16 protein-coding genes are annotated in these 21624 nt (G+C 49.2%); 4 read left to right on the forward strand and 12 right to left on the reverse strand.

Features of this window, described 5'->3' with window-relative positions; translation table 11 throughout:
- Nucleotides 1-39 precede the first annotated feature (39 nt).
- On the reverse strand, nt 40-993 hold the full coding sequence (gene corA / locus DFP97_RS12520) for a magnesium/cobalt transporter CorA (protein WP_114380328.1): 954 nt from the start codon (nt 991-993) through the stop codon (nt 40-42).
- Nucleotides 994-1163: 170 nt separating this feature from the next.
- Here corA and DFP97_RS12525 point away from each other — a divergent pair, with 170 nt between their 5' ends.
- Both DFP97_RS12525 and DFP97_RS12530 read left to right on the forward strand, forming a co-directional pair.
- Complete coding sequence (locus DFP97_RS12525; protein ID WP_114380329.1) at nt 1164-1877, forward strand: response regulator transcription factor; 714 nt, start codon at nt 1164-1166, stop codon at nt 1875-1877.
- Complete coding sequence (locus DFP97_RS12530) at nt 1855-4011, forward strand: cache domain-containing sensor histidine kinase (protein WP_114380330.1); 2157 nt, start codon at nt 1855-1857, stop codon at nt 4009-4011. The genes DFP97_RS12525 and DFP97_RS12530 overlap by 23 nt, the downstream gene beginning before the upstream one ends.
- 77 nt (nt 4012-4088) lie before the next feature.
- Here the strand turns inward: DFP97_RS12530 and DFP97_RS12535 are convergent, their stop codons facing one another.
- From DFP97_RS12535 to DFP97_RS12545, 3 genes are all read right to left on the reverse strand, one after another.
- Entirely contained in the window at nt 4089-6095 is a 2007-nt protein-coding gene (locus DFP97_RS12535) for a copper amine oxidase (protein ID WP_181873489.1), read from the reverse strand.
- A gap of 317 nt (nt 6096-6412) precedes the next feature.
- Nucleotides 6413-7285, reverse strand: coding sequence for a hypothetical protein (locus tag DFP97_RS12540; RefSeq protein ID WP_114380332.1), 873 nt, complete (start codon nt 7283-7285; stop codon nt 6413-6415).
- Nucleotides 7286-7546: 261 nt separating this feature from the next.
- The gene (locus DFP97_RS12545) at nt 7547-8104 is read right to left on the reverse strand and encodes a hypothetical protein (RefSeq protein ID WP_114380333.1); all 558 of its coding nucleotides are present in this window, start codon (nt 8102-8104) and stop codon (nt 7547-7549) included.
- 272 nt (nt 8105-8376) lie between these two features.
- Here DFP97_RS12545 and DFP97_RS12550 point away from each other — a divergent pair, with 272 nt between their 5' ends.
- Nucleotides 8377-9021 carry a hypothetical protein gene (locus DFP97_RS12550; protein ID WP_114380334.1) on the forward strand — a complete coding sequence of 215 codons (645 nt, stop codon included), beginning with the start codon at nt 8377-8379 and terminating at the stop codon, nt 9019-9021.
- A gap of 520 nt (nt 9022-9541) precedes the next feature.
- On the opposite strand, the gene DFP97_RS12555 is transcribed toward DFP97_RS12550, so the two are convergent.
- The 7 genes from DFP97_RS12555 to DFP97_RS12585 all read right to left on the reverse strand — a co-directional run bounded on the left by DFP97_RS12555 (nt 9542) and on the right by DFP97_RS12585 (nt 18666).
- Nucleotides 9542-11182: a putative bifunctional diguanylate cyclase/phosphodiesterase gene (locus tag DFP97_RS12555; RefSeq protein ID WP_181873490.1), complete on the reverse strand. Its 1641-nt coding sequence runs from the start codon at nt 11180-11182 to the stop codon at nt 9542-9544.
- Nucleotides 11183-11361: 179 nt separating this feature from the next.
- Complete coding sequence (locus DFP97_RS12560; RefSeq protein WP_114380336.1) at nt 11362-12606, reverse strand: pyridoxal-phosphate-dependent aminotransferase family protein; 1245 nt, start codon at nt 12604-12606, stop codon at nt 11362-11364.
- Complete coding sequence (allC, locus tag DFP97_RS12565) at nt 12603-13889, reverse strand: allantoate deiminase (protein WP_114380337.1); 1287 nt, start codon at nt 13887-13889, stop codon at nt 12603-12605. The genes DFP97_RS12560 and allC overlap by 4 nt, the downstream gene beginning before the upstream one ends.
- Before the next feature lie 23 nt (nt 13890-13912).
- Nucleotides 13913-15283 carry an allantoinase gene (locus DFP97_RS12570; protein WP_114380338.1) on the reverse strand — a complete coding sequence of 457 codons (1371 nt, stop codon included), beginning with the start codon at nt 15281-15283 and terminating at the stop codon, nt 13913-13915.
- Nucleotides 15284-15849: 566 nt separating this feature from the next.
- Nucleotides 15850-16947 (reverse strand): ABC transporter substrate-binding protein, encoded by a 1098-nt coding sequence (locus DFP97_RS12575; RefSeq protein ID WP_114380339.1) that lies wholly within the window; start codon nt 16945-16947, stop codon nt 15850-15852.
- 67 nt (nt 16948-17014) lie between these two features.
- Nucleotides 17015-17905, reverse strand: coding sequence for an ABC transporter permease (locus tag DFP97_RS12580; RefSeq protein ID WP_114380340.1), 891 nt, complete (start codon nt 17903-17905; stop codon nt 17015-17017).
- The gene (locus DFP97_RS12585; RefSeq protein WP_114380341.1) at nt 17905-18666 is read right to left on the reverse strand and encodes an ABC transporter ATP-binding protein; all 762 of its coding nucleotides are present in this window, start codon (nt 18664-18666) and stop codon (nt 17905-17907) included. Before DFP97_RS12585 ends, DFP97_RS12580 begins: the two co-directional genes overlap by 1 nt.
- Before the next feature lie 218 nt (nt 18667-18884).
- Between DFP97_RS12585 and DFP97_RS12590 the strand changes: the two genes are divergently transcribed.
- Nucleotides 18885-20543, forward strand: coding sequence for a PucR family transcriptional regulator (locus DFP97_RS12590; RefSeq protein ID WP_114380342.1), 1659 nt, complete (start codon nt 18885-18887; stop codon nt 20541-20543).
- Here the strand turns inward: DFP97_RS12590 and DFP97_RS12595 are convergent.
- Complete coding sequence (locus DFP97_RS12595) at nt 20540-21553, reverse strand: YheC/YheD family protein (RefSeq protein WP_181873491.1); 1014 nt, start codon at nt 21551-21553, stop codon at nt 20540-20542. The two genes, DFP97_RS12590 and DFP97_RS12595, sit on opposite strands and share 4 nt — an antisense overlap.
- Between the last annotated feature and the right edge of the window lie 71 nt (nt 21554-21624).

Raw genomic sequence — 21624 nt, forward strand, 5'->3', positions numbered from 1 at the left:
CGATGCCTTCTCTGTAGAGGGTACCGGTTTTTTTACTTTTCATTTAAACCAGCCCTTGCGCCATAACCAGATTAACATTCCGCTGCCGACGCCAAGCATAACCCCTAACACTGTAAAATAACCCCCTCGCCGCGTCAGCTCCGGCATATACTCAAAATTCATGCCGTATATGCTCGCAATAAAGGTTAAGGGAATAAAAATAGAGGTCATGACGGTTAATGTTTTCATAATGATGTTCATCCGGTTTGAATTTAATGAAATGTAGCTGTCTCGTATATCTGCCGTCATTTCCCGATTAGATTCGATCATGTCGGAAAGCTTCAACAAATGATCGTAAATATCCATAAAATACACCCGTTCTTCTTTGGGGATGATCACCCTCTCCGAATTTAGTATTCGATACAGTAATTCACGCATCGGAAAAATAATTCGGCGTAGTTTAAGCAAATGGCTTCTAATTCCATAAACGTCTTCAATCAAATTTTGAATTGTTTTTTTGGTTTCAATTTCATTCAGTTCATCTTCAAGCCGATAAATGTTAGGAAAATACTCGTCGACAATTTTATCCATGATCAAATAAAAAACGTAAATTGACCCTCTGGATAACGTTTTTTCGTTCTCCATTTCGTTCTCCATTAACCTTTTCCGAACCATTTCGATTTGACGGGAGTGTGAAAAGTGGAAAGTGACGATGAAATGGTTCCCGACAAATACATCTATTTCTTCAGGAGTCAGCAAATCTTGATTTAAAGTGTTCAGCACAAAAAAATCATAGCCCTCGTAATAATCCAGTTTTGGACGCTGCAAAAAATGAAGACAGTCCTCCACCGCTAATGCATGAAAATCAAAATGGGTAGCAAGCAGATTGACTTCTTCATTCGTAGGAGCATCGAAATCCACCCAAAACCATTTCACATCGGCATCGGATAAACGGTTCAGCGGCACATCATCTATAATCTTCAACTCATTTGTCACGATAAGAGCTCGAATCATGTTTTCCGCCACCCTTTCAAATAACCCATATTTTGCATCAGACTTGCAGAATTATACATGCACCATGGAATGTAATATAACCTCACATAAACATTGTATAATTCTAACTTCCAAGATTATAGTTATAGAGTGGTACCGCTCTTCTAACTCATATAAAGAGGTGAACCGACATGCCGGGAGAACTCATATTAACGGTCGATGATGAAGTCAGAATCGGAGAGCTCGTTGGAATGTACTTATCCAAGGACGGGTTTCGCCACTTAAGCGCGACAAGCGGTAAACAAGCGATTGAACTGGCCGAGAATGAGCAGCCCTCGCTTATCGTGCTCGACGTTCTGCTGCCTGACATGGAAGGCTACGAGCTGTGTGCCCGGCTGCGGCAAAAGACGGACGTTCCGATCGTTTTCCTGACCTGCAAGGATACGGAAATCGATAAGGTCGTCGGGCTAAGCGTCGGAGCCGATGACTACGTAAGCAAGCCGTTCAGCCCGGTCGAACTCGTCGCCCGCATTAAAGCCCAGCTGCGCCGCAACCGGATTGTCCGAAGCCGTCAAGTCGAAGAAAACTCTGTCATCATTTCCTCCGAGCACGTACAGCTGCGCATCGATGCCCATGAGGTTTATGTTGACGGCACGCGAATCGAGCTGTCCGTCAAGGAATTCCAGCTGCTCGCTTACCTCATGCAAAACGCGCGCCAGGTGCTCACCACCGAACGTTTGCTCAGCCATATTTGGGGCTATGAAAGCAGTCTCGATACGAAAACCCTGCAGGTACATATTGGCCATTTGCGCAAAAAAATCGAGCAGAATCCCGCTGCTCCGTCACGCATTATTACGATCCGCGGAATCGGGTATAAATTCGATGAACCGATTAAAGACCTTTAAAGCTTCCGTCCGGCCGCGCACGTTCGCTTTTCAAATGCTGGCGGCCATGCTGACTGTCTCCCTTATTCCTCTACTGCTATTGTCCGTGTTCGCCGGTCAAACCGTCTCATCGCAGCTGGGCCGCTTTAATGAACTGAACATGGCTCTGACCGAAAAAAATTACATTAGCATGTATGAAGCCAACATTGAGGAGCAGGTGCGGGCGATCGATACAGAGCTTCGCCTCGTCGAAGACGCCGTGCTCCTCTCCAAGGCGATGGCCGAGTCTATTTTTTCGCGGGATAACCCGTCGGACGTCCGCCCGATTTCATTCGTCTATGATGCGGAGAACAAACGCTTCACCGAGAAGCAGCAGGTCGGCCAAGGCGTTATTTCGATTCGATCTGATGATCCGGACAAGTATCCGTTACCGGACCAGGCCTATGATCTCGCTTTGAGCAAAGCGCTGTTCCCTCTGTTTAAATCCGAATCGTCGCGCAAGCACAACATCGTCTCGATGTACTACATCCATCCGAAATCCGGTTCTTTCTATTACCCGGAATATGTCGGCACTGAAACGCTGGACTTGTCCAGGCCGATTTATGCGCTCACCTCGTACAATTTTTATTCCGACGCCCTTAACGTGCGGCCGAAGATGAACCAAGTCGCTTGGACGAAGCCTTACCTCGACATTACGCCGAGAGGCTGGATGTTCACTGCAACGACGCCGATTTACGACGAACGGCGCGTCCTCAGAGGAGTCGTAGCCGCGGATGTGACAATTGAGCGATTCGTGGACAACGTGCTCGACACTAGATTCGGTGACGAGAACGGCTTCGCCCTCCTGCTTGATACCGATCACGAGCTTATCGCGGCTCAGCAGCATGGCATGAGCGAGATCGGTGAGCTGGATTTGGCCGCTTTATTTAGCGAGGATACGCTTAACAGCTATCGAAGTCTCCAGTTAAACGGTCAGCAGAAGGTTGTGTTCAGCCGCTCCATCCCTACGACAAACTGGATACTCGGCTATGTGATTCCGGAGAAAAAGCTGCTTGAGCCTATTCATTTCGCGACACAGAAGCTCACCGAACAAACCGGGGAGCAGCTCATTATCCAGCTGTCGCTGCTTGGCCTATTAGCGGTATGCCTGTGCGTGCTGCTTGCTTTCTATTTGCGCTCGAAGGTGTCCAGGCCCGTCAATTTACTGGCGAACGCGTTCGCCGAAATGGGAGAAGGCCAATTTAAAGCCAAGCTCGATGATACGAGGACGCTCGAATTCAATCAATTGCTCCATTCCTTCAACCGGATGTCGGGCAAAATCAGCGAGCTTATGGCGCAGCAGACCGAGCTGAACCAGCAGCTCGAGCATAAGGTAGAGCTGCGGACCGGAGAGTTGCGGGACATGAATAACGAGCTGGAAATACGGGTGGATGAGCTGATCCGTCTGGAGCATTGGCGCAAAGAGCTGCTCATGAACATATCGCATGACTTGAAGACACCAATCACGTTAATCCGAGGCTACATCGAAGCGATTAACGACGGTACAATTCCTGCTGCCGACACAGGCATCTATTTAAAACGAATTTACGAGGACATTCAAACGATTAATCAATTCGTTCGTAACCTCAACGAATTAAGCTTATTGGAATCGAGACAGCTGGAAGCCAAGTTTGCCGTCATTGCAACTGAAGCCTTTTTTGACGATACGGCCAGAAAGTGGGATGCCTTTTTGAACCTCGAGCGGAGACCTTTTCATACGAAGCGTTTGGCGGGCAGCGGTCTATTCCGCGGAGATCAGCATCTCATCGGCAGAGTCATCGACAACCTTATTGACAATGCTCTCAAGTATTCGGGGACTGGTTGTCCGATCACATTCGTTTTTGAGCAAACCAATGATGCAGTCGTTTTCCGTGTAATTGATGCCGGAGCAGGAATCCCGGAAAGTGCGCTGCCCTATGTGTTTAATTCCTTCTATCGGGTAGATAAATCGAGAAACAGCGGCATTCCCGGAAGCGGACTTGGGCTGTCCATTGCCAAAGAAATCGCCGATATGCACGGCGGCCAGCTAACGGTTGCACCAAATGAGGAGAACGGCAGCGGCTGCATTTTCTCCTTAACGCTGCCGCTTTGGCAATCTAAGCAGCAAGCGGTATAATGCGATGATAAGAGAAACAGTCCGTTCATCTGCCTAGGCGGCAAATAAACGGACTGTTTTTTTGTTGAATATTATGCTTACTCCACCTTCGGCAAATCCAGCGTAGGCGTTTCGTTGAAGAAGTTGAACGGTTTGATCATCGCCGTTACCCATTCCGTAGGCATGATCGGGAATTCCTCCGCCCTCATGACATGCGTCGTTCCCGTAGTAAGCCATACAACCGTATCCTTGTTCTCAATGTTCCGGTTTTGCTGCGTCCATAGGCCAAGTCCGGTATCTGTATTATGGGTCGTATATTTACCCTCCGAATACAGCTCATCCTTCTTGTATGGCGTTACCCAAATATGATTATTAATGAATTCCGCGCGCTTCAATACGTAGTCCGTTTTCGTGAAAAGCGGCTCCTCCACGAATGGATGGGTGCCTCCCGCATAAGGCATGACTTGATAGCCCGTTGCATAGCCTAATTTATTTTCCTTGGAGGTGTTCGTCACCAGCACGATTTTGTCCGGGTCAAACTTCTGAATGGCCTCCTGTTCGACCTTGTAAGTCTTCTCGACCGTAATCATCTCGCTGCGCGCAAACTCCGGATTAGCAACCGATACCGCCTTCGGCAAAATTTCACCGACGGAGTTTGACTCCCCGTCCACGTCCAAATCCAATCTGTAGCTGAAAATGTGCTGGTGGGTCGGCGCGACGATATTCGTATCGACGAGCTTACCGTTACGCGTATCGCGCACTGCCGTTTTATCGTCCATCGTCTTCGTCTCTACCGCTTTGACTTGGGCAAGTCCGGTCGCCCCTGTCATCAGCTTGATGGAACCGTTCTGCAAAAATACCCAGTCGAGCACGTAATCATAATTTCCGATCGTAGCTACCGCGCGAAGCACAAGCTCGCGGCGCTCTCTCGCATCGCCGTTATGCGACCATTCCGGGTCGGCGTACCGCTCGAACAGCGCAAACGCATTTTTAATGACCGTCGCTTTGCCTTCCGTATTATTGATGGCCGCATCGAACAGCGTGGCGTTCTTCGGCACATCGGAACCGGCATTAAGCGTACGTGTCGACAAGCCTACGCCATACTCTCCGGCATCCATAAATATTTTGTACAGCCAAGCCGCATCCGGGTCGCCGTAAGGAACCATCATGCCTCCAAGACCGCCCTCGTACATCACTTTTCGTTTATTTCCGTTCTCGGTATAAGAAACGGTGGAAACCATAGGGCCTACGCGAGGATCCAGGCGGAAATGGAACTTCCAGTTTTGCCAATCCACTGATGAGCCCTTAACGGAGAAGCTCGCGCCTTTCGGCTGGCTAATGATTAACGGCTTGATTTGGTCAGTCCGGCTTGTCTTGATCACCTTCGTGTAATCATTAGGATCCGTCGGAACCGGAGGGTTGCCGGTATCGTAAATTTTAAGTACTTTTTTCGCATTCAAATCGACCAGGAAAGCAAGACCGTCCATCGGATGTGCAAAATTGTTTACCGCACCTTCGATTTTTGGACGCGGTACCGACATGGCGAGGCGCGAGCCCGGCGGAGTAAGCTTCGGACCGTAATCTCCGAGCGGACCGTCAGCAAATGTAACTTTGCTGAGATCGGTAATGCCGTGCTTGGCGAGTGCAGCTACCGCGTCTTTGTCTTTTTCGACGATAGCTTCGGTTTGGCCCCATTCCACATAGAGCGGCCAGCCCGTCTTGACTTCCTTCCAGTAAACGACCTTATCCTTATCCAAATCAACCGTACCTTCATACGGTTTATTTCCCTTCACGAGCGTGAACGTCGCTTCCCTCGGAAGCATGGCCCCGCCTTTATCATCCCAAGCCCACACCTTCTGCTTATCGGGCTCCTCCAGCTTGATCTCCGAGAAATAAAGGTCTTTGCTGCCATACTGTGAATTACGGATGATAGCTGCCGCTTCCTCGATTTCTTGAGGGCTGAGCGGATTAAGCGGATGATAAACGATTTTGTCGATCTCGGCGGCACTTAGCCGGCCAAGGCCTAACGCTCCCGGAAAAAGATTAATAGAAGCAATGACGACACACGCAGCAATGACTGAAACGATAAGTTTTTTCTTTTTCATAGTTTCCCTCCGATTATTATTTCTCTCAAAACGAATGCAGATCACGGTTACCGCATCTCCATCGCATCCCTCATTTCCGTTTATTGATGTTACATACTCTAACATCTGAAGGTAATAAAACACGGGCGTTTAGGTAAACGAAACTTAATAAATTCATCCCTTTTAGGTAAACTTTCATAGAAGAGCTGCGTGAATATAGAATAACTGCAGCACAAAAAAGCTCATCTGCAAAAGTGTTCTTCAACTCCTGAATCGAAGCTTCCGATCGCTTTTGAAGACAAGCTTTTTAAGAGATATGATGCGCGATAACTGCCTGGCTACACTTCAATGACAAAGGGAACAACAAACGTCTTGCCGTTCCGCCCAAATTGGCCCCATATTTTATACAGACCGCTTGACGGGAAGCTAACCCCAAATACAGCCTGCGGTCCCGATGACGCCCAATTAAGCGGGTGGATATGAATAAACTGCTTGGTCGACTTATCGATCGCAACAGCATGACCGACCGCGCCAAGGAATAGCTCCAGATCCGTTACCGGCTCACCTGACTTCTCTTCGGTGAACGTATAGGTCATGCTCGTCTGCGTCTGAGGCACGAGAGTCTCAGCGAACCCGAGTGTAACCCGCATCCCGTCAACACTTGCCGATAACGTCTCGCTGGGCTTCAATATCGGGCGCTCGGGCGTTTCGCCTTTCACGGTAACTTCGCCGATTCGGGTCAGTTCATTCATTCCTGCCGGCAGAAAGTCCGTATACAGCTTATAAGCCCCTCCTGCCGGAAACGAAACCGGCAGTTCAAACACGCCGCCGCCTTTGTACTCGGGATGGATGTGCTGGAATTGCTGCAAATCATCACTTACGACGATAAGATGGAGCAGCTTCTCATTCATGATCTCGAATTTCTCTATCGGTTTCCCGTTACTATTCTTAATAGATAGGGACATTTGTGATGATACGCCTGCTTCCGGCTCCCCTTGGGGCCACGAAAGCTGCATCTGAACACCTTTCTCCGCAGCCGATTCCATGCCCGGTCCCAAGTGTCGATGCGCCAAGGACAGCGCATATGGATCGAGAAACGGGTCCGACAGATCCCCCGAAGCCTTCGTGCGTCCCGCTCCTTGCAGCAGGAAGACCGTTGTCAAAGCAATCATAAGCATCGTCATCAGCATCGTCCACTTGTACCTTACCATTCCCCGACCCCCTGCACCGTTAGTTACCCTATTAAGCCATTGTATAGAACGAGGGTAAAAGTAACGCCGCGGCAAAGTAAAGTTAAGGTAAAGTGTTTATAAAAAATAACGAAACATGCGTGCTGGCCCAACCCAACATGATATTAGGAGCCTGGCCGGTTTAACTCCATTAATCTTTAATGTTAGGTGGCTATATTGGATTCGGTACAGGATAGAAATAAAGGAAGGAATATTGGAGCAATTACTATAGAAGGCTAACCCTTACGTTTGACTTGAAACCGACTTCCCGCCTAGTTCCAGTCCATCATATTTTTGTAAAACTTTAATTGCCTTTTCGAATTCCCTTAAACCTTCTTTATAGTGTTCTAATAATCTCTGATTGTGTTCTATATCTTTGCCTTCATTAAGCAAACGTTGGAACTCCTTGATTTGATTCTCAATTTCAGAGCAATCATATATTAATGTTGATATCACATTAGGAAAATTTGTTTTCTTGGGATTAGTCATCGTCAGAATATTGTCAGAAACCGGTTTCTTTGATTCGTTTGCAGTTACCATTTTTATTTTATTGGTTTGTTTTTTATACAAGCCATCTTCCTTACATCCGTTAAAATAAAAAAACATCATAGAATCCTGCTCAATCAGTTTTAATGCATGATCTAAACAAGGATTTGCCAAAAAAACTTCAATGTATTTATGAAGATACCCATAACTCTCGTTGCTTTTGTCAAGAAACTTTTCTTTAATAACGTCCGCGGCCAGAACATAATCGCAGCCTCGTAATGAATTTTTAATTCTATGTCTTTCAAAGATGTTCATTATTGACCCACCCCACAAGTATTAGGTTAAACTATAATCTATTATTCTTCATATTGTGGGAGAGTCCTTTATCTTTATATAATTTTTGTATTTGTAGCAAAGGGGCGGACCGCACGTTACTGTGAGAATAATGGAAGCCTAAAGTCCAAATTGTTGTAGACTGAATACAACCGGGTTGCTAAGAACGTCCAGCTGCCGTGCGGCAGCTGGACGTTCTTTTTTTGTAAGAATCACGAGGAGGGAAACAATTTTGGATCTTTTTGGGCATATGCATGCTAAGTTTAGACAAGCATTTGGCCGGTAGAAATGGAGAAAGAAAGGGACGATTGCTCCGCGGCCACAAACATGGCGAAAAACTTTTTCTCCAGAATGTATGGTGGCCAATATTCGGAAATTTCGATCACTTGCACCCGGAATATGAAATTTTGGACTGGAATCGTAAATCCATATTTCTTGATTTTGCATTTCTTTCTCCTTATGGGCGTTTTGGTATCGAATGCGATGGTTTCCAAACCCATGTCAAAGATATGGACAGAGAGAAGTTTAGCTACTCACTGGGCCGAGGAACTTTTCTAACGGGTTTAGGTTGGAAAATGATTCACTTTTCCTTCGACGATTTCCGGGATCGTCCCGAGGTGTGCCGCATGCTGCTGCAAATGGTAATCGGCCCTTATTTGTTGCGCAAAGAATCCACTACACCTGCAGTTATGATGGAGAAAGAACTACTCTTGTTCGCTTGCAATCTTGGAAGACCTATCCGTCCAAAGGATGTTTGCGACGAATGGAAAATTGATTTTCGTACAGCCCGAAAGCATCTCGTTTCTTTAACTGAAAAAGGATGGCTTCAACCGATTTCAAAGGGACAAACCACACGATATTATGAGATAAAGGGAGGGATTTTGGAGAAATTGCTATAGCTATATTGGAGTCAGTACAGGATAGGAACAGAAGTTTATTGGTGCGCGGAGCTACATTGGATTTCGTACAGTAATATTAGCTGTAATCAGTGTTTTCGTGGATAATGGGCGTTCTCTGGGCACTCTACATTGGAAATATCCAATATAGAGCATACGTAGAGTTCAAAAAGCCAAAAGTTACTGCATTTATCCAATATAGCTCAGCGCTCGCACTTTACTAACCTCCACACTTCCGGGGAACCAGCTAATCGTCGTTCCACTATCCCATAAACAGACTAACCCGGGGGCTACATTGGATTCGGTACAGGATCGAAGCAGATGTTTGTTGGCGCGCTGAGTTACATTGGATTTCGTACAGAAATATCAGATAAAATCGAAGCTTTCGAGGAAAATGGGCTTTCGTGGGCTTTCTACATTGGAAGTATCCAATATAGAGCACACGTTGAGCCCATAATGCCAAAAGTTACTGCATTTATCCAATATAGCTCGGCACTCGCACTCGCGGCTAACCAGCATACATTCAGTGGACCGAAGCAGCAAAGTTTACAGGAACCAAAGATTGTTCAACCGGCTTACTTATAAAGTAGCCTTGCAAGCCCCAGCAGTTCATTGCTTCCAGTATTTTAAACTGGTTAATATCCTCTACGCCTTCTACGATCACTTTGAGGTTCAACGCCGTCGCCATCACCAGCACAGAGGAAACAAGGGCTTGATTCATATCCTGAATAAAGGACCGGTCGATCTTTAAATTATCGATCGGAAGCAGAGTCAGCATACTAAGCGAGGAATACCCGGTTCCAAAATCATCCAACGAAATTGTGAATCCTTCTTTTCTCAATTTTCTTAATGTTTCTTGTACCGCTTGGAGATTATGGATGACCGTGCTTTCCGTTATTTCTAACACAATTACATGCGGCGAAACCCTCTCGCTCTCTAAAATCTTGAAGATTTGATCAATAAAATCATGCTCGTTCAATTGAACTTTCGATATATTTACCGCTACTTTGAATTCGTTGCCGAATGTCTCTTTGAATTTGTGCCAATCGCGGCAAGCCTGGCGAATAACCCAGTAACCGATCGGTATGATTAATCCGGTCGCCTCCGCTACAGGGATAAAGTCTCCGGGCGAAACGGAGCCCGCATCTGCGTGATTCCACCGCAGCAGCGCTTCTACTCCGGTGATCTTTTGCAAAACGGGGCTGTAAATAGATTGATATTGCAGCTCCAATTCTCCGCGTTCAATGGCGTTTGAAAGCTCAAGCTCATGGATGAAATTTTCCACGTGGTCGTACTTGGAGGAGGCTTCATAGACGTGGTATCTTTTTCGCCCCTCCCCTTTGGCCCTGTAGAGCGCAATATCCGCTTGCTTTAGCAGCGTTTGGATATTCTCATAATTTCTCCGGATGGCAATGCCTACGCTAACATTTATTTTCATCTGCCGGTCATTGACCGCAAAAGGAGCGAGGAAAATTTCGATAATTCTTTCCGCCAGCCATTCGGGAGAGTCCGCTCCTTCGGACGAGGCGATGATAAATTCATCTCCCCCCAGCCTTGCGAGCGTATGTGCAGAACCAAACTTTTGGTTCAGGCGGTTCGCTACTTCGACCAATACGGTATCGCCGGCGTCATGTCCAAATGTATCGTTAATATTTTTGAAATAATCTAAATCCAACAAATGAATCGAAGCAGGAAGAACGACGTGCTCAAGCAGGTATCTTCGATTGAAAAGTTTGGTAAGATCATCATGATTTGCAAAATAACGAAGCATATTTTCATGCTCTTTACGCTCTGTAATATCGCGGGTGACGCAGAACACAAATGCGATGTTATCGTTTTCATCAAAAATAGGAGTAAGGATGCTCTCTCCGCTAATCTTCCCGTTAGGCATAACGAAGCCATCCTCGTATTTAACCGTTTTTCGTTCGGATAAAACTTTCGAGTACTTTTTATGTAAGTAATTTGCCATTCGATCCGGATTCTCATCAAAAAAAGTCAGACCAACCGCATCCATCGTAATTCCGCTGAACCGGGTTGCGGCATGGTTAACATAGTAATACCGAAAATCCTTTTCATCCACTTTCATGATATAAATCGAATCTTCGATTTCATCCAGCATCGGGGGAAGCGAGTGAAGTATCTGTACAATCTTTGCCGGCTCCATTATTCCTTCGACTCCTTTACCCCATCCCAACCCGTTCATGACCGCAGATCGAATTAGATGAGGATAATATGCTACTAATCTTATAACCGTCGTCCTATTGATTAGTAATATATATCGGAGTTCTTCTAAACGAATATTAGAGCATTCATGAAGCTAACTTACATCGATCGTTTCTATCGCTATGAATGTACTGCCGCGTTCATGCCATATGCGTCCATCGCCGCCTGCAATCCAAGCCCCGCGTCCAGCTTGTGCCCGTGCCGCAGCAGCACCGCTTCCAGCGCTCCGAGCGTAAGCAGCACATTTCGTTTGCTGCAGCTGTAGCCCATCGTGCCGATGCGCCATATTTTCCCCTTCAGCGGGCCGAAGGAGCTGGCGATTTCGATGCCAAAATGGTCCAGCAGCATCGACCGGACCGACTCTCCATCAATTCCCTCAGGTATTTCAATACATGTGACGACCGGCATTTTGCAGGCCGGGTCACCATATAGACGGAGCCCCATAGCCTCTACGCCAGCAATTAAGGCAACCTCATTCGCCCGGTGCCGCGCAAATCGCGCCTCCAGCCCTTCTTCCAGCACGAGGCGAAGCCCTTCGCGCAGCGCATACAGCATTGATGTCGCTTCTGTATGATGATTCAGTCTATCTGGACTCCAGTAGTCCTGAAGCTGACTTAAATCCAAATAGTTGCTCTGAATCGGGCGCAGCAGCGGGTCGTCCTCGCCGCCATCCAGCATGAGCCCTCTTTCGATTTTTTTGCGACCCTGCAGCTTCGATTCCGCCCGTTTGTTATACGTAATCGGCGCCATACCGGCCGGGACCGACAGGCATTTCTGCGTTCCCCCGATGACCGCATCGATCAACAGCCGATCCGTCGCCACCTCGACACCGCCAATTGTCGCGACCGCATCTACGACGAATAACGCGTCAACTTCTCTGCACACTTGTCCAATCCCCTCAAGCGGCTGCATCCGGCCGGTAGACGTCTCGCCATGGACGATAGCTACGAGCTTAGGCCGATGCTGCTTAATGGCGCTTACGATTTCCTCGATATCAAAAACGAAACCCCATTCCTTCTCGAGCGTGACGACTTCTGCGCCGCATCGCTTGGCGATTTCCGTCAACAAGTGACCGAAGCGGCCGTAAATCGGAACGAGAACCTTATCCCCTGGTTCAATGAGACTTGCGAGCACCGCTTCAATACCCGAACGAGACGTCCCATCCACCGGAAAGGCCCATTCATTACCGGTCATAAACAGCTGCCTTAGCATCCCCATTGTCTCATTCATGAGCGCTGTAAATTCAGGGTCAAACTGACCCAATATCGGAAAAGACATCGCCCGCAGCACACGCGGATCAACCTCTACCGGTCCCGGCGTCATAATCGTCCGCGGAGACGGCGATAAATCTCTATAAGCCTTCATAGCTCTTCCCCCTCGTAGCCTAATCTGTAAAGCAGCTCCGTCAGAACAAGCACGCCGACCGCAAGATCGCCCGGCTTCGTATATTCCTCCGGCGAGTGCGAGATACCGCGCCTGCTCGGCACAAATAGCATGGCTGTCGGACAAATATGCTCGAACATTTGTGCATCGTGCCCCGCTCCGCTAATCATTCGCTTCGACTTAATCGACATCCTGTTGCATACGTCTTCCATTTGCTGTTTTAATTGATCATTCATCGGAACGGGCTCTTCACGAAACCATTCCGTTCCGAGAATGGCTAGTTGCCTTTTCTCCGCCAAGGCAGTAAACGTTCGCATAACCCACTTACAGAAGCTATCGAGCGCATGCTCGTCATCATGGCGCGCATCAACGGTAAATGTAACCTTTCCCGGCACAACATTCGGCACATTCGGCTGCACCTGCAGCCTTCCGACAGTAGCCACGAGCGGAGCTCCCAGCCTTACCGCCTCTTGCCGCAAAGCCTGAATCATTACGCTTACGCCCTCAAGCGCATCTTTGCGCATATGCATTGGAGTCGTTCCCGCATGGTTCGATTCCCCCGTCACCTCAAATTTCAGCCGCCGTTGTCCTGCAATCGTCTCTACAATTCCGATGGCCGTCCCTTCCGTTTCCAGCACAGCCCCCTGCTCGATATGCACCTCGATGAATACCCCGATATCGGTGCGCCTGCTTTTCCGACCCTTACCTTCGCCAAAGCCGCAGCGGCTCATCGCATCCGCAAAGAAAACCTCCTGCGTATCCTGCAAGTGAACGATTTGCTCAAAGTTGCGTTTGCCGACTATGCTGCCCGAGCCCCAATAAGCCATCGGAAAGCGGCTTCCTTCCTCTTCGCAAAGCGATACGACCTCAATCGAGCGTTTCGGCTTGCCGAAATGCTGCTGCAAATAATTTACCGCAAGCAGGCCTGCGGCAATACCATAAGCTCCGTCATATTTACCGCCTTGAACAACCGTATCAATATGAGACCCTGTTATGATAGAAGGCGCCTGCCGATCCTCGCCTTGTAATTTCCCAAATAAGTTGCCTACTTCATCAAACCCGGTTTCCAGACCATGGCTTGCCATTTTGACCGCTAACGCCTGCTGAGTCTCCAGCCATCCTTCGGTGTAAAGCAGCCGCGTAATACCGCCTTCTTCATCCGGGCTGAATGAAGCCAACCAATTCAACACCTGCAGGATCTGCGTTTCAAAATAAGCCAACAGCCGCTCCTTATCCTGTGGATGAGAAAGTACGCTCAGCCCCATATCTGCTCCCCCTCTCTTGTAAACTATCGAACCCACCGGCCCGGCTTCCGCTCGCCGAGGCCCCGCTTCTCATCGTACACGAGCTGCCCGCCTAGGTAGGTTGCCGCTATTTTGCAATGAAAGGTTTCGCCTATATAAGGACTATGCTTATGCCGATGATACAAATGATGAGTTTCCAAAATATAAGGTTTGTTCAGATCGATGAGTACAATGTCCGCATCTGCTCCGATACGGATTTCGCCTTTGCCCGCGTGCAGCCCGAAACGCTTCGCCGGCGCAGAAGAGAGCAGACGGCTCAGCAGCGTGAGCGGGATACCGCGCTTTAAATGGCCCTCGCCTATAATAAGCTCCATCGAGCTTTGCGCGCCTGCTATGCCGCCCCAAGCGTCGAAGAAATTATCCGCTTCCTTCATGGAAGCCGGACATGGCGAGTGGTCCGAGGAAATCATATCCACATGCCCGGCAGCAATCTCCTGCCACAGCTTCTCCCGCTCCGCTTCATCGCGCAGCGGCGGAGAGCACTTGGCAACCGCGCCCTTTAAATCCAAATCCGCCGCCGTTAGGGTCAAATAATGCGGGCAAGTTTCTACCGTAACATCCAGACCGCGTTCACGCGCCTGCACGATCGCTTTCACGCCGGCCTCACTGCTAATGTGAACGAAATGGAGCGCACAGCCCGTTTGCTCCGCATAGAACAACGCACGGTTAATCGCTTCGAGCTCTGCAATAATAGGCCTGGAGGCCACATAATCCGCCGGTGACAATCGCCCTTCCGCCCGCATAGCTTGGCCGAGCTTCGATACAATCGGCTCGCTCTCTGCATGCAGCGCAAGCACTTTATTCAAGCCTGCGATAATTTTCATCCCTTCGAGCAGCGTATAGTCATCCACCTCGCGGAATGCATCCTCGCTAGGATCGCCCGGTGATGACATAAAAGCTTTAAATCCAACCACACCCGCTTCATGCAGCGGCTTAAGCTCATGCAGCTTGCCCGGCACCAATCCGCCCCAAAGCGCATAATCGACTTGCGACCTGCCTTGCGCGGCATCGAGCTTTTGCTGCATGGCAGAGACGGTAACCGTCGGCGGAATGCCGTTCAGCGGCATATCCACATAGGTTGTGCAGCCGCCAGCTGCAAGCGCAGCGGAGCCGCTCTCGAACCCTTCCCATTCGCCGAGCCCAGGTTCGTTTAAGTGCACATGGACGTCAATCATTCCCGCCATGACGGTAAGCCCGGCCGCGTCGACGGTTGTCTCCGCGTTATTTTCATCCGGCAGTTCGCCAAGCAACACGATACGCCCCTCTCGAATACCGATATCGAGAATCCGCACCTCATCCTTCAATACGACGGTGCCGTTTTTTATGACTAGATCGAGCTTTCCCTGACCGCTCATACAACTCGCCCGCCTCTCACGACTAGATCCAACTTTCCCTGACCACTCATCCACTCGCCCGCCTCTCACGATGCGTTTCTCGGTTACATTACCTTCTCTTACTATACTTAATGAAGTTTATGAAGCAACCTCATTAAATAGTGAAGTTGCATTCACTATTTTTAGCGCTCTCCCAGAAGCCCCCGCAAAATAGTGAGTCTAACCTCACTCGCCATGAGACCAGCCTCACGAGCAATGAGCTTTCCCTCACTAATTCTTCAAAAGTCCGATAAACGGCCCAATATAGTGAGATTCTCCTTACTAAATAATGAGGTTACCTCACAACCACCAACAGTCAGCGCCGTACCCTCAGTTACCTAACAACCACCAACAGTCCGCGACTGTATTCTCAGTTACCTAACGACCATCCCTCAGTCCGCGCCGTATCCAAAAGCTTTAAAAACAAGCAGCTTCCTTAAAACAATCAGGCCGCGGACTTTGAAGTCAGCGGCCCGAATGGTTTGAGTCTATTACTGCCCGACTTTGAAGTCAGCGGCCCGATTGGTGTGAGTCTATTACTGCCAGAGTTACTTCAGCTCTACCGAGATGAGGCTGGAGTCAACCTCCTTCAGCAAGCTCAGATCATGGTAAGATGCAGGTGTCGGAATCGTTTTGATATTGCCTACTCCTTTTAGGTACTCACCAACGGCCGGACCATTGCTCCCATTCACGTAAGTATCGCTAACTTCCATCGAGTATACGTTGCGGCTCATAATTTGCGTCAGCTCTTCTTCGCTAAGGTGCAGCTCAGGAGCCAATACTTTGATGGCATCCTCACGGTTGTTATTGATGTAATCCGTTGCTTTCTTCAAGCTGCGCAGTACAGCCTTCAATGTGTTCGGATTTTTCGCAATGAATTCGTCGGATACTTGAATCGTCGTATGCACGCTCATCCAGTTCACGTCGCCTTGTTTATCCGGCAGCTCGCTCTTCGTTCCGCTGAAGAGGAACTTGCCGCCGCCTTGAATCGCCTTCGTAATGAATGGCTCCCAAGCAGCCAATGCGTCGATGTCCCCCTTTTCCAAAGCAACAACCGCATCGCTCGGCGCAAGGTTCACGTATTTGATTTTGCTTGCATCCACGCCAAGCTCTGTCGCCATGTTATTGATCGCGATCATGACGTCAGCGCCGCTCGGGATACCGATCGTTTTGCCCTCGAGATCCTTCGCGCTCTTCAGCTCAAGCTTGCTCGAACCGACAACCGCTTGCGTACCTGCTATTTGCGCCAGCGGAGATATGATTTTGACTGGAATATCAGTCGATTTAAGGATAATATCCATAAAGTTCGTTTGAATGCTGACAGGCGCGCTGCCGCCGGCAACCATCGGTCCGATGTCCGGTCCGCTCTCGATCAGCTGGCTCGTTACGTTCAAGCCCTCTTCTTTGAAATAGCCGAGCTTATCGGCAATAATTTGCTGTGAGGAAATTTGCGCGTCACGAACGCCGACCAGCGTCAGGTCAACCGTCTCCAGCTTAGCAGAAGCTTCGGTACCCGCAGGCGCATTCGTCGCCGCCCCTTCATTGATGGATGCCGGTGCGTTATTATTGCCGCCGCAGGCAGCAAGCACGAAGGTTAGCGACATCAAAACGATTGCAGATTTGAACCATTTTCCCGTTTTCTTCATTGGTATTCCCTCCACTTTTGTTTGTTTTTTCTCTAATTCCCGTGACTGACTGGTTTAGCTGGAAGCACTACTTCTCTACAGCATCGCGGAGTCCGCCTTTACGCCAAGCCATGATCCTCCTCTCGACTAATTTCAGTAAGTAGGAGAACAAGCTGTATTCTAAGCCGATAAGAATGATGGCTACGAACATATTGGTTATTTTGAAATAGTTTCTTGCGTCTACGATGATATAGCCGAGTCCCGATTTCGCGCCCATCATTTCAGAGACGATGAGAGCGGAGAACGATAAGCCGAGGCTCACTTGTGCGCCGACGAGAAAATTCGGAATAGCGGAAGGCAGCATCACTCTCGTAAAAATTTGCCGCTCCGTCGCACCCAAGCTGAGCGCTGACCGGATTAACGTGGAGGGCACTGATTTGAAGCCGTCGAGCGTATACACCAGCACCGGTATAAAAGTCGTCCATGCGATGAGCAGCACCTTCGGAAACTCGCCTATGCCGAACCAAATAATAAACAGCGGCAGCAAGGCTAGCGCCGGAATCGGTCCGACCAGATTCAGAATCGGCGAAAACCAGCGTTCAACCGCCTTGAACTTGCTCATCACGACGCCGAGCGCAACCGCCACCGCGCTTCCGATCACAAAGCCGAGCAAGATTCGGATCGTACTGGAAATGATACTGTCCGTAATGATCCCTGTCTTCGCCAGCTCCCAGCCTTCCGACAGCAGTACGGTCGGAGCAGGCAGAAAGTTTGGATTAAAAAACTTTGCCGATTCATTTACTCTGGAAAACAGCTCCCATAGTACAAAGAACAGCAACGAGGGGAGTATGTTGTATTTTTGAAAAAATGTACCGGACGCAGCGGGGCGCTTCCCGCGCACCTGCTTGCCGATAACGGTTGTTTCAGCTGACGCGAGCGATCCGGCATCCTTCACTGTCGGCCATTTTGCTCCATTCATTACGAACCCACCTTTGCAGAAGCCAGCTCCAAATGCTCTTCGTCCATCAGAACGCGTTCGATTCGGCTCATCATTTCACCGAAGCCAGCCGAATGCGACGAGCGCGGATGCTTAATGCCAACTTCAAAAATTTCCGCAATCTCGCCATGCTTCATGACGACAACGCGGTCCGCCAAATAAACGGCCTCGCTAATGCTGTGCGTCACGAACAAAATAGTCGGCTTCAGCTGGCTGCAAATCTTCTGCAGCTCGATGCGCATCGTCTCTCTTGTCAGCACGTCAAGAGCGCCGAACGGCTCATCCATGAGCAAAATATCCGGGCGGCTGGCGAGCGCCCTCGCAATACCGACGCGCTGCTTCATCCCGCCCGACAGCTCCCCCGGGTAATGCGAAGCATATGGCTCCAGTCCGACCAGCTTCAAAAACTCTTTGGCCGTTTCCTTCGCCTGCGCTTTCGGCATCTTCTGCACCTCGGGACCGAACGAAATATTGTCAAGCACCGTCATCCAGGGGAACAAAGCATGATCCTGAAACACCATGCCCCGCGATTTCGACGGCCCCTTGACCGCTTCGCCGTCAACCGTTATTTCTCCCTCATCAGGCAGTAAGTAGCCTGCAATCATATTCAACAGCGTCGATTTGCCGCATCCGCTATGGCCTAATATGCATATAAACTCGTGAGAGTGAACAGTGAGATCTACTTTTTTCAAAATCGATCTGCTGCCGAAGCTCTTTCCAACCTGGCGCACTTCCAATTTCATTACCTCAACCCCAATCCATTTAAATGTTAACTTAACTTACATGTATCGGTGATGTATAGCTAAATCATAATCCCATTCCACCCAAATGTCATTGTGCACATTAGCCAAAAATCACCATAACTCGTTGAATATCATGAACAATTAGACATTTACAGCTGGAAAAATAAATGATATATTCATGTAATAAAATATAACATTGGTGCAAGGGTGGTGCTGTCATGCTGCTCAAGGAGCTCATATCTCTCCCCGTTTATGCGAATGCAAAAGTGGTTGCCGGTCACGAAGGCATGACAAATAGCGTCCAATCGGTCAATATCATGGACGCACCTGATATTATTCATTATTTGAAGCCGCAGGAGCTGCTTCTAACGACTGGCTATGCGATGAAGGATCATCCGGATGCATTGCTTGCCCTCGTTACGAATATGTCCGGCGTCGGCTGCGCCGGTCTGGCGATTAAGACAAAAAGATTTCTTCAGGAGGTTCCTGGGGATGTGCTGCAGCGTGCCAATGAGCTGCAGTTTCCCATTATCGAGCTTTCCTTGGAGCAATCACTCGGCGATATATCCAATTATTCTTTGAGCCATATATTAGAGAAGCGCACGGACGAACTGCATTATGCCCTCTCGACGCACAAGCAGTTTTCTCAAATGATTATGCAGGGCAAAAGCACGCAGGAAGTCATTGAAGCCTTGTCCCAGCTTATCGACTCGCCGGTCATGCTGATTAACCAGCATATGGAGCTGCTCTTTCACTCAAGCTCTCTATTCGAGCAGTTCTACATCGGCCTGCTGCCAAAGCTTCAAGCCGAGCTTGCCGCGCTCTCCTCCCCTATCTCATTTACAATGGAGCTTGCAGATACCCCTTACTCGGCAGCCGAGCTTCACCCCATTGTTACCTTTCAGCTGGAAGGCTTCTTGATCGCCCTGAGCAGCGACAACGCTAAGCAGCTGAGTAACTTAACCAAACATGCGATGGAGCAGGCCGCCAACGTCATCGGGCTTGAGCTTATGAAGAAGCAAGCAGTCAAGGAACGGTCGCGCCGGTACAAAAATGAGTTTTTCTCCGACTTTGTCGACGGACTAATCACCTCGGAGCAGGAGCTTATGCACCGCAGCAAAAACTACGGCCTGCTTAATCATCCCGTTTATATTAGCGTCGTCGCCAAACGCGATACGTCTTACGATCTGCTGCGTGCGTCCAGCGCCATGGAGTCGGACGGCCGTTTTATTTCCGAACGTGATCGGCATTATAACTTGTTGAAGAGCGAGTTTTCCAAGTTTGATCTGCGCTTTGTGCTGTTTACGAAGAACGAATACTTCTGCTTCCTTATCGCACTGCATGCCGGGCAAGACGTTACGGAGGAGGGCAAGGAGAGCAAATTCGTAGAGCAGCTGAAGCTCATTGTTGGCAATTTGGGCGCAACGCACGGCATCCCCATTTCCATGGGCATCGGTAATCCGGTATCTCAGCTGCCCGACATTCCCCTCTCCTACAAGGAAGCAGTCGAAGCGCTGCAAACCGGCTATGATGCGCGCAAGAAACAGTTCGTCCAGTCGTACCGTGCCAAAAACTTCAATAACCTGCTGCGGATGATTCCAAAGGAAGAGTTAAAGGAGTATTACGAGGAAACGTTCAAGGACCTGCTCCATATTGAAGGGAAAGAGCGCAGCGATTTACTGAAAACGCTTAGCACCTTCTACGATACGCATTGCCAGCTTGCGGAGACAGCCAAGCAGCTGTTCGTCCACCGCAACACCGTCACTTACCGTCTCGAAAAATGCCAAAGGCTCACCGGCCGGGATCTGCGCGATCCCGTCGAGAGCCTTCGTTTCCGTACTGCCTTCTCCATGGAGCCGCTCGTCTTGTCGGATTAACGCTTGCCGGTTCGCATGTGCGGAGGAGCAGGCAATCGCCCAGTCGATCGCTCAGGCAATAGCCCCTGCTTCGCCTTCAGGCAGTTCATTCGGTACGTTCTGCCATAAGCCTTGCCGTATCGGATGATTTTGCGGAGCATCGACTGATCGCTAAGCAGCGCAAAGGGACAATGGTCAGGATGCGTGTTCACTTCCAATATCCACGGCTTCAGCTTGCTGTCGAGAGCAAAATCGACGCCAATTTCCATGATGCCGGGATAAGCCTGGCGCAGCCGCTTAGCCGTCTTGACGCCGATGCTGTCCATTTTCTTCATCAAAGCTATCCGCTTGGCGGTATTTGCGTGGCTGCCGAGCAGAAACGCAGTCGGATAAATCGTACCGCCCTGACTGCCGTTCGTCACAATTTTGCGGGGATGGGCAACTCTGCTTATCGTTCCGGTCGCTTCCCAGCCGCCGTGCGGCGCCCGCTGGACAACAAGACGCGTATCGAACGGCCTGCCGCTGTGCTTAATCAGATGAATGCCTTTTTGCACCAAATACGGCTTGCCCTTCGTATCCCTCAAGATCGAGCGGTAGGCTGATTCATAGTTAGAAAAGTCTGATCTCTTCTCATCAAGCTGGTACACGAAGCTTTTTTTACGGCCAGTCTTCCCCGCTATTATTCTTTCCACCTTCATGACGCCGTGCCCTTGCGAGCCGCGATTTGGCTTGATGTACACCATGCCGAATTTTAGCAGCATCGTACGCAAGCTGACCTTCGTCATTCTTTTCGTCAACGGGATATGCCTGCGCAGCATGGGGTTCGCCCGCAGCACCTTTGTTTTCGCCCATTTGTCCGAGATCCGGCTTCCTCTCTTGCCTGATAACACTATGTTCGTTCGCTTCAACCGCTTCCCTGGCTTCCTTATCTTCCTTATCTTCCTTATCTTCCTTATCTTCCTTATCTTCCTTATCTTCCTTATCTTCCTTATCTTCCTTATCTTCCTTATCTTCCTCAACTTCCTTCTCATTCGATCCTGCTCCCTCCGTTCTATAACCTCTTATTACAATACGAAGCTTTTTCAAAATGGATTTAGGCCGC

Source organism: Paenibacillus prosopidis, from assembly GCF_003337375.1.
GTDB lineage: Bacteria > Bacillota > Bacilli > Paenibacillales > Paenibacillaceae > Pristimantibacillus > Pristimantibacillus prosopidis.